At 66.6% G+C, this 13,173-nt stretch carries 14 protein-coding genes; 5 read left to right on the plus strand and 9 right to left on the minus strand.

Annotation, left to right across the window (positions count from 1 at the left end; all coding sequences use genetic code 11):
• Positions 1–9 precede the first annotated feature (9 nt).
• On the plus strand, positions 10–375 hold the full coding sequence (locus HDC94_RS00920; protein ID WP_179494029.1) for a hypothetical protein: 366 nt from the start codon (positions 10–12) through the stop codon (positions 373–375).
• A gap of 8 nt (positions 376–383) precedes the next feature.
• Here the strand turns inward: HDC94_RS00920 and HDC94_RS00925 are convergent, their stop codons facing one another.
• Positions 384–1,250: an AraC family transcriptional regulator gene (locus tag HDC94_RS00925; RefSeq protein WP_179494031.1), complete on the minus strand. Its 867-nt coding sequence runs from the start codon at positions 1,248–1,250 to the stop codon at positions 384–386.
• A gap of 259 nt (positions 1,251–1,509) precedes the next feature.
• Between HDC94_RS00925 and HDC94_RS00930 the strand changes: the two genes are divergently transcribed.
• A complete protein-coding gene (locus HDC94_RS00930) occupies positions 1,510–2,607 on the plus strand; it encodes a HoxN/HupN/NixA family nickel/cobalt transporter (protein WP_218870404.1) in 1,098 nt (365 codons plus the stop codon).
• A 3-nt stretch (positions 2,608–2,610) separates the two neighbouring features.
• Here HDC94_RS00930 and HDC94_RS00935 read toward each other — a convergent pair whose 3' ends face one another.
• The 8 genes from HDC94_RS00935 to urtA form a co-directional block, all read right to left on the minus strand.
• Complete coding sequence (locus HDC94_RS00935) at positions 2,611–3,186, minus strand: TetR/AcrR family transcriptional regulator (protein WP_179494033.1); 576 nt, start codon at positions 3,184–3,186, stop codon at positions 2,611–2,613.
• Entirely contained in the window at positions 3,186–3,749 is a 564-nt protein-coding gene (locus tag HDC94_RS00940) for a TetR family transcriptional regulator (RefSeq protein WP_179494035.1), read from the minus strand. Before HDC94_RS00940 ends, HDC94_RS00935 begins: the two co-directional genes overlap by 1 nt.
• A complete protein-coding gene (locus tag HDC94_RS00945) occupies positions 3,749–5,422 on the minus strand; it encodes a cytosine permease (RefSeq protein WP_179494037.1) in 1,674 nt (557 codons plus the stop codon). Before HDC94_RS00945 ends, HDC94_RS00940 begins: the two co-directional genes overlap by 1 nt.
• 83 nt (positions 5,423–5,505) lie before the next feature.
• On the minus strand, positions 5,506–6,192 hold the full coding sequence (locus HDC94_RS00950; RefSeq protein WP_179494039.1) for an ATP-binding cassette domain-containing protein: 687 nt from the start codon (positions 6,190–6,192) through the stop codon (positions 5,506–5,508).
• Positions 6,192–7,007, minus strand: a complete 816-nt coding sequence (urtD, locus tag HDC94_RS00955) for an urea ABC transporter ATP-binding protein UrtD (RefSeq protein WP_179494041.1) — start codon at positions 7,005–7,007, stop codon at positions 6,192–6,194. The genes HDC94_RS00950 and urtD overlap by 1 nt, the downstream gene beginning before the upstream one ends.
• Positions 7,004–8,089 carry an urea ABC transporter permease subunit UrtC gene (gene urtC / locus HDC94_RS00960; protein ID WP_179494043.1) on the minus strand — a complete coding sequence of 362 codons (1,086 nt, stop codon included), beginning with the start codon at positions 8,087–8,089 and terminating at the stop codon, positions 7,004–7,006. Before urtC ends, urtD begins: the two co-directional genes overlap by 4 nt.
• Entirely contained in the window at positions 8,086–8,970 is an 885-nt protein-coding gene (gene urtB, locus HDC94_RS00965; protein ID WP_179494045.1) for an urea ABC transporter permease subunit UrtB, read from the minus strand. Before urtB ends, urtC begins: the two co-directional genes overlap by 4 nt.
• A gap of 103 nt (positions 8,971–9,073) precedes the next feature.
• Positions 9,074–10,372: an urea ABC transporter substrate-binding protein gene (gene urtA, locus HDC94_RS00970; protein ID WP_179494047.1), complete on the minus strand. Its 1,299-nt coding sequence runs from the start codon at positions 10,370–10,372 to the stop codon at positions 9,074–9,076.
• Between the two features lie 452 nt (positions 10,373–10,824).
• Between urtA and HDC94_RS00975 the strand changes: the two genes are divergently transcribed.
• The 3 genes from HDC94_RS00975 to HDC94_RS00985 are packed head-to-tail and all read left to right on the plus strand — an operon-like array spanning position 10,825 to position 13,173.
• Positions 10,825–11,127 (plus strand): urease subunit gamma, encoded by a 303-nt coding sequence (locus HDC94_RS00975; protein ID WP_179494049.1) that lies wholly within the window; start codon positions 10,825–10,827, stop codon positions 11,125–11,127.
• Positions 11,128–11,137: 10 nt separating this feature from the next.
• On the plus strand, positions 11,138–11,476 hold the full coding sequence (gene ureB, locus HDC94_RS00980) for an urease subunit beta (RefSeq protein WP_179494051.1): 339 nt from the start codon (positions 11,138–11,140) through the stop codon (positions 11,474–11,476).
• Positions 11,476–13,173, plus strand: coding sequence for an urease subunit alpha (locus HDC94_RS00985; RefSeq protein ID WP_179494053.1), 1,698 nt, complete (start codon positions 11,476–11,478; stop codon positions 13,171–13,173). Before ureB ends, HDC94_RS00985 begins: the two co-directional genes overlap by 1 nt.

A 13,173-nucleotide genomic window follows, 5' to 3' on the forward strand; every position in this document is an offset into this window, starting at 1 on the left:
CGTTGGAGGATGATCACGAGGCGTGAGGCCGCGCTGCGCCTCGACATCCCGCTCGAGATGGCGAACCGTCACGGCATCCCGACCAAGCTCACGGAGGCCGAGTTCGCCGAGCTCGATGCCAACCCCCCAGCGTGGCTCGCGCAGTCCAGGGCGAACCGCAAGGCCGGCGCTCGCCCCGTCTGGGTGCAGCTCACGTGCGACGTCTGCGGCTACACCGAGGCGGCGCGACCCAAGAAGTGGTGGCCCGCGTACACCTATCTCACCTGCGACTTCCACGAGCTCGGGTCAGTACCCGAGCCCGTGGAAGGGATGTATCGCTCCGAGGTCGACGGAATCGGCTCGCGCTTCGTGGCTATCGTCGACGAGAAGCCGTAGGGACTACGTCACGCGCGCTCGACGGGGAGCCACAACTCCGTCGTGGCGGTGCTGAAATCGTCGGCGCGCTCGAGCACCGACACGATCGAGGGGCCGGGCCGCAACCGCCAGGGATTGGACGGGAACCACTCGGTCGCCGTCGCCGCCCACGTCTCCTGGAGTGCCGCCGGGTAGGGCCCCTCGGTGAGGAACACCGCCCACGATCCCGACTCGACATCGATGACGTCGAGGTCCGGGGCAACCTGTGCCCCCGCATCGACCGCGACGCCGTGGAGGTACGTCAGCTCACTCCCCTCCACGTAGTCGGTATCCACCTCGGCGCTCACCTGCAGAAGCCCGCTGGGCTCCGAGGTGCCGAGCGACTTGAGTCGGGCGTGCTCCGTCGGCGGCAAGCCGGCGATGAACTCCTGGATGGCCGGGTTGGGCCCGCTATGGACGAGCGGCACCCGAGTGCTGTGCCCGATCAGCCGGAAGGCCGGGCGCTCCGCGATGCGTGTCTTCATGATGGTGTTCCCTTCTACGGTCAGGCGGAACCTCAGGTGAGGTTGCGCGCGGAAGGGGCCACCGTGGCGGCGAGCGTCGCCGGGGCTGATGCCGTGCACAGCCCTGAACGCCCGTCCGAATGCCTCCGTCGAGGAGTAACCGAAGCGCACCGCGATGTCCAACAGGTCGTCGTCACCGAGGAGGTCAGCGGCGGCGACCGTCATGCGGCGTCGTCGGATGTACTCGGACAGTGGCATCCCGGCCAACGATGAGAACATCCGGCGAACGTGGTACTCGGTCGTGCCGAGCTCGCTCGCGAGGCTCGCGAGATCGATCTCCGCGTCGAGGTGCTCCTCGACAGCGTCGACCACCCGGTTCAGTGTGGCTATCACGGTGTCCCCTTTCCGCAGTCAACAGTGCCGTCTGCGCTGGATCTCCACCCGACTATCGCGGTTCGATTCGATCGTCGCATGTGCCCCGCGCAGGCCTCCATTCGCGGCGCCACTGGGGTCTGTCACTCTGCTGTCACGCTTGGCCCGTTTCACGCGAGCGCGAGTACAGGAATGGCCGAAGCATCCATTAGGATTTCTAGCAACTTACTGTCACTGAGGTGACAAAGAACCCGCCGCCGGTCAGATCGAGGGGGAGACCATGACCGCCTTGGACGCGCCGGCGGCCGTGGGGCCGCGCTACCGCCTCGACGCGCCGGGCTGGCGATCGATAGCCCTCATGGGCGGGGTCGTCGTGGCACTCTTCGCCATCGGGTTCCTTCTCCTCGCGGCCGCGGTGCCCGGCCATTACAACATCGAGGGCGCCGAGGGTCCCGGCGTCTTCGGCTGGGCCACCGGCCTGCTCGCGATGACGCTCGGCATGCGCCATGCCTTCGACGTCGACCACATCGCGGCGATCGACAACACCACGCGCAAGCTCGCCGCCGACGGAAAGCGGCCCCTCGCGGTCGGTTTCTTCTTCTCCCTCGGCCACTCGACGATCGTCTTCCTCATGGCCGTGGTGCTGGGCTTCGGTATCGCGGCGTTCAACACCCAGGTGCAGGATGATGGATCCCTCCTCCATCAGGTGACCGGCGTCATCGGGCCATCCGTCTCCGGCGTGTTCCTCATGGTCATCGCGGTCATCAACATCCTCGTGACGGTCGCGATCGTTCGCGTCTTCCGTCGGATGCGCGCTGGCGAGTTCGACGAATCGCAGTTCGAGGAGCAGCTGAGGAAGCGCGGCGTGCTGAACCGCCTGTTCGGCCGGATCGCCGATCGCATCGATGCCTCCTGGAAGATCTACCCCCTCGGCGTGCTCTTCGGCCTGGGGTTCGACACCGCGACCGAGATCACCCTGCTCGTCCTGTCCGGGTCAGCGGTGCTGGGCGGGCTGCCGTGGTGGGCAGTGCTCTCCCTGCCCTTCCTGTTCGCAGCAGGGATGTGCCTCTTCGACACCCTGGACGGGGTGCTCATGAACTTCGCCTACGGCTGGGCCTTCCTCACGCCGACCCGCAAGGTCTACTACAACGTCGTGATCACGGCGATGTCGGCCTTCATCGCCGTGGTGATCGGCATGGTGCAGCTGTGCTCGGTGCTGGCCGACAACCTCGGCTGGAACAGCCCGTTCCTCGAATGGTTCGACAGCCTCGGGTTCCTCGGCTACGCGATCGTCGGAACGCTCATCGCCACGTGGTTGATCGCCCTGCTGGTGTGGCGTCTGGGGCGCTTCGAGGAGCGCGTCAAGCTCACTACCTAGGTGTCAGTGCGCGCTGCGATCGCGGATCGGATCGAGCAGCGCCTCCGCGCTCCACATTGCGGCGTCCGCGATGTCCCGCCCGCTCATGCCGAGCTCGCGGCGCATGGTGACCCACGTCGTCGACGAGTCCAGGTGACAGAGGGCCGCGACCAGAAGCCGCCGCTCGTGGTCGTCGAGGGATGGCACCTCAGCCCGCAGCATCGCGTCGAACCGGTCACGGTGTGGTGCCGGCTCCGAGCCGTTCACCCCGCGCATGGCCGTCTCGGCCACGACGTGAGCGAGCTCCGGGCGTCGGTCGTAGGCTTCCATCGCCTCGCGGATCGCGATGGGCACATCGAAGATCGACTCGGACTCCTGCCGCATGAAGATCGTCTGCTCGATCCAGGCGGATGTCGCGAGCAACAGGTCGACCCGCGTCGGGTAGTACCGGAACACCGTGCGCTCCCCCACGCCGGCCCGCACGGCGATCAGTCGGAACGAGATGTCGTCTGTTCCGACCTCATCGATCAGCTCCGTGTAGGCACCCAGGATGGCCGTCTGGGTCGAGGAGAGCTCCGACGCGGGGCTGACCTCGGGCACTACGCCGCCCAACTCGCTTCTGGCGCCGTGGCGAGCACACCGAGGATGGCTCGGTCGAAGGCCTCGAATGTCTCGTCGGCGTTCATGTCGAACCCGGCGCGCATACGAGCCCAGAAGATCGGAGAGGAGAAGTACCGGGCGGCAGCGGCAATGCGCTGCTTGTCACGGCGGTTGAGTGTGGGGGCCGCGTCATCCAGCATCGCGACGATGGCGGTCGTGAGCGGTGCAGACGAGGACTCGGTCGTCGGGGACAGCGCGGCTCCGCGCGCCGCGACGAAGGCGTAACCGGGGGCAGTGCTGTAGGCGTGGAAGCGTGCGCGAACGGCCTCGCGGAACTCCGCGGGCGACCGGAACTCGGCGAGCGGGAACTGCTCGGCCTCGATCCATCGCGCGAGCTCCTCGAGCAGGTGGGTACGCGTCGGGAAGCGCCGGTAGATCGTGCGCTCGGACACGGCGGATGCCTCGGCGAGGTCGAGGTACGAGATGTCCTCGAAGGTGTGCTCCCGGAGGAGGGCCGCAGCGCTCGCGAGGATCGCGGCCTGGGTGTCGACCGGCTCATCCATCACGCGTCCTTCTTCCTCCCGTCTCCGGGTGGCTCAGCCGGTTCCGGAGGTAGAAGATATCGACCGGAATCATCGAGCGTCAGGGCGAGCGACGAGACGAACTGAACTTCGCCGTTCGGTCCCGGCTCGCCGGAGACCAGCATATCCGGTCGCTCGAACATGTAACCAGTGACGTGGCAGCGCAGGCGCTCCCCCGACGGGTTGCCATCCTCGTCGAGGATCGGGGTGGGGATGCCGTCACTGCGGCGTCGGAGGTAGAACCTGCCCCTCGTGATGATCGCCATGAGCGGTGTCACGATGACCGCGACGCCGATGGCGATGAGTACGGAAAACGGCTGCATGGCCGGGCCGAAGAGTCCTGCGAAGCAGGCCAGCGAGAGGAGCGAGGCGAGGCCGACGGAGGTGAGGCCCACGGGGTTCCAGTTGTGGAGCATCCCTCTCCTGAACTCGGGGAAGCGCGGCGAGATGCCCAGCAGGTATTTGTTGATGGCGATATCCGCCGAGATGGTGACCAACCACGCCATCACCACGTTGGCGTAGAGGCTCAGCACGAACGAGATGAGACTGAACACGTCCATGAGCATGAGTGCGAGCGCAATGGCGAGGTTGAAGGCCACGAACACCGCGCGACCGGGGTAGCGCTTGCGCACGCGGGTGAAGACGTTCGACCACGCGAGGGAGCCGGAGTAGGCGTTGGTCACGTTGATCTTCACCTGGGCAACAACGATGAGGATGAGCGCGAGCCCGAGGGCGATCCAGTCGGGCAGGAGCGACTGGTACATACCGAGGAACTGCTTCACGGGCTCCACCGCGCGTTCACCGATGTCGGGGTCGACCTTCATCACGAGGTAGACGGCGAGGAAGACACCGATCACCTGTTTGATGCCGCTGAAGATGACCCATCCCGGTCCACTGAAGATGAACGCCGCCCACCAGGACTTGCGATTGCCCGCCGTGCGCGGAGGCATGACGCGGATGTAGTCGATCTGCTCGGCGAGCTGTGGGGTCAGCGCGAAGCACACCGAGGCGCTCGCGACGATCGCGCTGAACTTCACCTGGCCGCCCGATTCTCCCGGGAAGTCGAGGAAGTCGGTCACGGCGTCGGGCTGCGTGAAGACGATCCAGAGGAGCGGGAGGAGCGCGAGCGCGAGCCAGAGCGGCGTCGTCCAGAACTGCAGGCGCTCGAGCGCGCGCATGCCGTAGATGACGATGGGAATGACGACCACCGTCGATACGAGATATCCGGCTGGCAGCGGCAGGCCGACGGCCGCCTCGAGGCCCTGCGCCATGATCGCGCCCTCGAGCGCGAAGAAGATGCACGTGAAGCCGGCGAAGATCACGGTCGTGATGATCGACCCGTAGTACCCGAACCCGGAGCCCCTCGCGATCAGGTCGAGGTCGAGGTTGTAGCGCGCCGCGTAGAACGCGACGGGGACCCCGACCACGAAGATGATGACGGATGCCAGAAGGATGCCGAGCATCGCGTTCGTCGTGCCGTGCTCCAATCCCACGCTCGCCCCGATGGAGAAATCGGCAAGGAACGCGATGGACCCGAGCGCCGTACCGCCGATGGACAGCGCGCTCCAACGGCGGAACGATCGTGGCACATAACGGAACGCGTAATCCTCGAGGCTGTCCTCTGCAGCGGCGCGCGCGTCGTCGGCTCGGGCCACTACGTCACCTCCAGCGCATCCGTACTGTCAGCATTCTGCCGAGGGTGTGTTTCGCGCGCGTTGCCGCGAGGATTCGATCTGGGTCAGATCACCATCGCTTCGCGCACTGCTCCGACGGCCGCTGAGCCCCCGTCACCCGACTGCGTGACGTGTCCGGATGCCAGGACGACGTACTTGTCGGCCGCTTCCAGGGCGAAACCGATGTGTTGTTCGACGAGGAGCACGCTCAGACCGTCCTGGGCGAGACCGATGATCGTCTCCTCGATCTCGGCGACGATCGTGGGCTGGATGCCCTCGGTCGGCTCGTCGAGGATGAGCAGTTTCGGCTCGGTGATGAGTGCCCTGGCGATGGCAAGCTGCTGCCGTTGACCGCCGGAGAGGAGGCCGGCCTTGCGGGTGGAGAACTGCGCAAGAGCCGGGAACCGCTCGAGCATCTCGGCGATCTTCTGCTTGCCGTTGCGGCGTCCGTCGGCGATGAGCTGGAGGTTCTCCATCGTCGTGAGCTGTCCGAACGACTGCTGACCCTGCGCGACGTAGGCCAGACCCCTCGCGACCCGGCGATTGGGCGCGAGGTGGGAGATGTCCTCCCCCTCGAAGAGCACCTTTCCGCGCGTCGGGCGGATGAGGCCGATCGCCGCCCGGAGCAGCGTCGTCTTGCCGGCTCCGTTGTGACCGAGCACGGACACGACCTTGGTGGATGCCGGGATGGACACACCGTGCAGTACCTTCGTGCGGCCGTACCCGGCATCGATGTCGATGATCTCCAGCATCAGAGCGCCTCCTTGCCCTTGATCTCGGTGGACGTCTCGGTGGATGTCTCGGTGCTGACCGGCCCGGTCTGCGGTGCCGCGGCGGTGCCGAGGTACACCTCCTGGACCTTGGGGTCGGACTGCACGTGCGCGACCGATCCCTCGCTGAGCACCCGGCCCTGGTGCAGCACCGTCACGCGAGTCGCGAAGCGGCGCATGAAGTCCATGTCGTGCTCGACGACGACCACCGCCCTCGTCGCGGCCACGCGTCCGAGCAGATCCCCCGTCGCGGTGCGCTCGTCGTGGCTCATCCCGGCGACGGGTTCGTCGAGCAGCAGCAGCTTCGCGTCCTGCACGAGCAGCATGGCGATCTCGAGCCACTGCTTCTGCCCGTGGGAGAGGATGCCTGCCGGCGTCTCCAGCTCCTTGCTCAGACCGGTCTGCTCGAGCGCATCCACGATCGTGGGATCGATGCCGCGGCGAGCACGGAGCAGGGAGAACGACGAGCGATGCAGCCCAGCCGCGATGTCCAGGTTCTGCAGCACGCTGAGCTTCTCGAAGACGCTCGCGGTCTGGAACGTGCGTCCGACGCCGAGCCTGACGATCTTCTGCGCTGGCCGCCCCAGGAGCTCCTGGTCCCCGAGCTTCGCCGAGCCGGTGCCCTTGGAGAGCCCGGTGATGGCGTCGATGCAGGTTGTCTTTCCTGCGCCGTTCGGGCCGATGAGGAATCGCACCTCGCCGGGGTGGGCATCGAATGACACTCCACCGACGGCGACGAACCCGTCGAACTCGACGCGGAGATCGCTGACGACGAGCGAGCCATCACCGTCGGTCATTTGGTCACCTCATCCGAAGCGGTGGCGAGCGGGGTCGCTCGCGGTCGCCAGACCATGTCCTTGGCCCTGCCGAGGAGGGAGGACAGGCCGAGCGGGAGGAAGAGGGTCACGAGGATGAAGACGAGCCCGAGGATGTAGATCCATCCGCTCGGCCAGCTCGACCCCAGGCTCGACTGTCCCCACCCGATCGCCATCGCGCCGAGCGCTGGGCCGAAGAGCGAGGCGCGACCACCGAGCGCGACGCCCGCGATCATGAGGATCGAGGCGGATGCCCCGATCTCGGCCGGGGTGATGATGCCGACGATGGGCACGAACATGGCGCCGCCGATGCTCGCCATCACCGCCGCGACCACAAAGGCGACGAGCTTGATGTTGGCGGGGTCGTAGCCGAGGAACCGAACACGCTCCTCCGCGTCGCGCGTGGCGACGAGGAGCTCCCCGTACCGGCTGCGGTTGAGCTGCCAGACCGCGAGGAGGCTGAGGATGAGCAGGCTCGCCGCGATCGCGAACACCATGAGCTTGTTGCCCGGGTCGTCGAGCACGTAGCCGAAGAAGTACTTGAAGTCACTCAGGCCGGTGTCACCGCCCGTCTCGCGGATCGTCGAACTGATGAGCACGGCGAGCGCCACGGCGAGCGCCTGGGTGAGGATTGCGAAGTACGCGCCCTTGACCCTGCGCTTGAAGAGCGCGAAGCCGAGGATCGAGGCGACGATCACAGGAAGCAAGAGGATCGCCGCGATCGTGAACGCCTCACTGCGGAACGGCTCCCAGAAGGCAGGCAGCGCCGCGAGGGGGTCGTAGAGGATCATGAACACCGGGAGGCTGTCCGGTCCTGCCGTCTCGAGCGTCAGGTGCATCGCCATGGAGTAAGCGCCGAGACCGAAGAACACGCCCTGCCCCATGACGAGCATCCCGCCGCGTCCCCACGCGAGACCGATGCCGACCGCGGCGATCGCGAGCGTGCAGTACTTGCCGAGGTTGCTGATCCAGTGCCCCGACAGCACGAGCGGGGCAACGCCCAGGAGAAGGACGGCGAACACCCCGATGCCGATAAGGGGCAGCCATGGTCTGATCTTGGTCATGTGAGCCCCCTAGTACGCACGGTGAAGAGACCTTGCGGGCGGAATTGCAGGAAGACGACAACGAGGATGAAGGCGAGAACCTGGGCCATGCTCCCCGTCGTCCAGTCGGCGAAGAAGGCCAGCGCGACACCGACGACCCAGGCCGCGATGACCGCACCCTTGATCTGCCCGATGCCGCCGGCGACCACCACGAGGAAGGCCGGGATGATGTACTGCGTGCCCATCTGCGAGTTGGTACCGCCGATGAGCGAGGCGGCCACACCGGCGACCCCGGCAAGGCCGGAGCCGACGAAGAACGTGATGCGATCGACGCTCCTGGTGGGAACCCCACTCGTCTCCGCGAGGTCGCGGTTCTGGACGGTGGCGCGGATGCGGCGGCCGAAGGACGAGTACTTTAGCCACGCGGCGAGCGCGGCCACACACAGGATCGCGAGCACGATGGTGAAGACCTGGCGCAGCGGCCACTCGTAGCCGAGCACGTTGAGTTGCCCGTCGAGCCAGCTGGGCTTCTCGACCGGGACGCCCTGGGCGGGGAAGATCTGCAGCGCGATCTGCTGGAGGATGAGGCTGACTCCGACGGTCACGAGAAGCGTGTCGAGCGGCCGCCGATACATCCACTGGATGATGCTGACCTCGAGCAGGAGGCCGAGGAGCCCGGCAACAAGGAAGGCCGCGGGCAGTGCGATCGGGATGGAGAGGTCGGTCGAGGAGATGACCTGCTGGGTCAGATAGGCGACGAAGGCGCCGGCCATGAGGAACTCACCGTGCGCCATGTTGATCACCCCCATCTGGCCGAAGGTGAGGGTGAGCCCGAGCGCTGCGAGGAGCAGCAGCGCACCCTGCGCGGTGCCGTTGAGTAACGGCGGTATGAGTGCATCCACGTGCGTTCACTCCCTGTGGGATCGAGTGGTGTGGTGGGTGGTGCGGTGGTGCGCGGGGTTCCGAGCCGATGCCGGCAGGGAACCCCGCGCACGGGTGGGGTGATTAGCCCGCGGCCTTCACGAGTGCGTCACGCACGTCGGCCGGGAACCACTCGTAGCCCTCGAGGTAGGGGTCCGGCTCGATCGGGCCGTCCGACGACCAGACGATGTCGAACTGGTTGTCGGCGTTGATCTTGCCGATGTGGCCCTCCTTGGAGATGTGGTGGTTGTCACCGTTGAGCGTGACGGTGCCCTCCGGTGCATCGAACGAGATGCCACCCTCCTTGGCTGCCGCGTTCACGTCGTCGACCTCGAACGAGCCGGCCTTCTCGACGAGAGCCTTGTAGAGGTACATCGAGATGTACGCGGCCTCCATCGGGTCGGAGGTCACCCCGCTGCTGCCGGGGTAGGCCTGCCAGTCCTCGATGAACTTCGTGTTCGCCGGGGAGTCGATCGACTGGAAGTAGTTCCACGATGCGTAGTTGCCCGTGACCTCGTGGCCCATGGCGGGAGCCTCTTCCTCAGCGATCGACACCGAGATGATCGGGGTCGTCTCCGGGGAGAGACCAGCGTCGTAGTAGGCCTTGATGAAGCCGACGTTCGACGAACCGTTGATCGTGTTGAAGATGAAGTCGGGGTCGGCTGCGACGATCTTGGAGACCTGGGTTGTCCAGTCATCCTTGTCGAGCGGCACGTACTCCTCGCCGACGATCTCGATGCCGAGCTCGGCCGCGTAGAGCTTGATGATCGCGTTCGCGGTGCGCGGGAACACGTAGTCGGAGCCCGCGAGGAACAGCGTCTTCACGCCCTGCGAAGCGAGGTAGTCCATCGCAGGCAGGATCTGCTGGTTGGTCGTGGCACCCGTGTAGTAGATGTTCGGGGATGCCTCGAGGCCCTCGTACTGCACCGGGTAGAAGAAGAGACCATTGTTCTCCTCGACGACGGGCTTGACCGCCTTACGGGAGGACGAGGTCCAGCCACCGAAGATCGCCGCGACGCAGTCCTGCGTGAGAAGCTTCTCGGTCTTCTCCGCGAAGGTCGGCCAGTCGGTGGCGCCATCCTCCTGGATGTACTCGATCTGCTTGCCGAGGATTCCGCCGTCGGCATTGATCTCGTCCGCGGCCATGTGCAGGACGTTGGAGACGGTCTTCTCCGAGATAGCCATTCCACCGGTCAGGGAGTTGAGGAAGCCGAGCTTGATCGTGTCGCCCGAGGTGTCGATACAGCTGGCTGCGCCAGGTGCGGCGGATTCCTCGGTGTCGCCGGCGCGGGCGCCGCAACCGGACAGCACGAGCGCCGTCGTTGCGGCGAGTGCGCTCGCGGCGAGGAGCGCCTTGGCGCGCCTCTTGCGTGTGATGAGCATGTGAAACTCCATTCGTTGTGATCGGGCACGAGACCGTCCGACGGGGTGCCGGCGCGTCAATTCGACGCGGGCGCGGCAAATCACGGGATGCGCCGCTCGCCGGTGAGGGACTGCTCATGGTGCGTTGAGTGCTCATGGTGCTGTCGAACTGGGTCGCCGGCGTCCCGGATGATCGACCCGTTTCGAGTCGGTGGCAGAACTCCGCCGACTACTGCAGGTGTTCTCACACTGGGGGCGCGGCATTACACTGCCATTTCTCGAATGTGACGAGTGTGTTAACTGTCGAGCGAGAATCGCTCCAACTCCGGCTTAATTACTGGGATGCTTCGCCAGAGCGTCCGAATCGACCGTGCGAGGCGGATTCGGGTATGACACACTTTTGACACCGACCTGACAGGCCAGTGCGAGCCAGCGACGTCAGCGAACCGGCAGTATCGACGAGAGGGGGCGGCATGCATTTCACACCGGCTGAGACGGAGAAGATACTTCTCGCCGTCGCGGGGATGGTTGCCCGTGATCGGCGGGCGCGTGGCATCCGTCTCAACTACCCGGAAGCCGTCGCACTGCTCTCCACGTGGGTCCTCGAGGGGGCCCGAGAGGGACGCAGCGTGTCGGACCTCATGGCGGCGGGCCAGGGGGTGCTCGGACGTGACGAGGTCATGCCCGATGTGCCGGAGATGCTCGTCGAGGTCCAGGTCGAGGCAACCTTTCCCGACGGGCGCAAGCTCGTGACCATCCACCACCCGATCGACTGAGGGGCAGACGTTGGCATCCACATCCGCTACCGGGCCCGGCGCGTTCCGCATCCTTCCCGGGCAGGTCGAACTCAACGCCGATCGCACCGCGGCCGAGCGCGTGCGCCTGGTGTTCGTCAACACGGGAGACCGCCCGATCCAGATCGGCTCGCACATTCACCTGCCCGACGCCAACAGCGCACTCGAGTTCGACCGGGCGGCGGCGCACGGCTTCCGCCTCGACATCCCGTCCGGCACGTCGCAGCGCTTCGAACCGGGCGCATCACGCGAGCTCGACGCCGTCGCCATCCGGGGGGCTCGCATCGTGCCAGGCATCCAGATTCGCGGCGAGGGCGAGGGGGTGCTCTGATGGTGTGGATCGACCGCTCGCGCTACGCCGCGATCTTCGGCCCGACGACCGGCGACCAGATCAGGCTCGGCGACACCGACCTGTGGATCGAGATCGAGGAGGATCGCACCTTCGGCGGTGAGGAGGCGGTCTTCGGCGGCGGCAAGTCGATCCGGGAGTCGATGGCGCAGGCCACCACATCCCGAGCGGACGGCGCACTCGACACCGTCATCACCAACGCGATCATCCTCGACTGGTGGGGAATCGTCCGGGCCGACATCGGCATCCGCGACGGCAGGATCGTCGGCATCGGCCATGCGGGGAACCCCGACATGAGCGACGGCATCGACATGATCATCGGACCGTCGACCGACGTCATCTCCGGCGAGGGGCGCATCGTGACCGCTGGCGCCATCGACTCGCACGTTCACCTGATCTCCCCGTCGCAGATCCACGAGGCTCTCGCGACGGGCATCACAACCGTCATCGGCGGTGGGACCGGGCCCTCCGAGGGCTCGAAGGCCACGACGGTGACGCCGGGAGCGTGGCACCTGAGGACGATGCTGCGATCGCTCGACACGCTCCCGGTCAACTTCCTCCTGCTCGGCAAGGGCAACACCGTCTCCGCGGAGTCCCTCCGTGAGCAGGCCCTCGCGGGTGCGGGTGGCTACAAGGTCCACGAGGACTGGGGGTCGACACCCGCCGCCATCGATGCGGCGCTGCGAGCGGCGGATGACTGGGGCCTCCAGGTCGCACTCCACTCCGACTCCCTCAACGAGGCGGGCTACGTCGACTCCACGATCCGCGCGATCGATGGCCGCTCGATCCACGCGTTCCACGTGGAGGGCGCCGGAGGAGGCCACGCGCCCGACATCCTCACGCTCGCGAGCCTGCCCAACGTCATCCCGGGCTCGACGAACCCCACGCTCCCGCACACGGTGAATACCGTCGCCGAGCACCTCGACATGCTCATGGTCTGCCACCACCTGAACCCCGCGGTGCCTGAAGATCTCGCGTTCGCGGAGTCGCGCATCCGGGCCACGACCATCGCGGCGGAGGACATCCTGCACGACCTCGGCGCTCTCTCGATCACGTCGTCCGACGCGCAGGCGATGGGCCGCATCGGCGAGGTCATCACGCGCACCTGGCAGGTCGCCCACGTCATGAAGGTTGCGCGCGGTGCCCTGGACGGCGGGCTCCCGGCCGACAATGAACGCGCCCGTCGGTACGTCGCCAAGTACACGATCAACCCCGCGATCGCGCACGGCATCGCCGGCGAGATCGGGTCGGTCGAGGTGGGCAAGCTCGCCGACCTCACGGTGTGGGACCCGCGGTTCTTCGGCGTCCGACCGGAGGTCGTCGTCAAAGGTGGCGCCATCGTCTGGGGTGCACTCGGCGACCCCAACGCGTCGATCCCGACGCCCCAGCCAGTCATGATGCGCCCTACCTTCGGCGACGCCGTCGGAGCCGACCTCTCGTTCGCCTTCGTCTCGCCCGCCGCGATCGAGGCCGGTCTCGCCGACGAGCTCGGCCTGCGCCGGCAGCTCCGCGCCATCGAGCCGACCCGTGACATCGGCAAGGCGGACCTCAAGAACAACAGCGCGCTGCCCGAGATCGTGATCCAGCCGGACACGTTCGAGATCGCGATCGACGGGGAGCACGTGGAGCCCGCGCCCGCGGCATCCCTGCCCCTGAGCCAGCTCTACAACCTGTTCTGA

It is taken from the genome of Leifsonia sp. AK011, from assembly GCF_013410945.1.
Classification (GTDB): Bacteria; Actinomycetota; Actinomycetes; order Actinomycetales; family Microbacteriaceae; genus Rhodoglobus.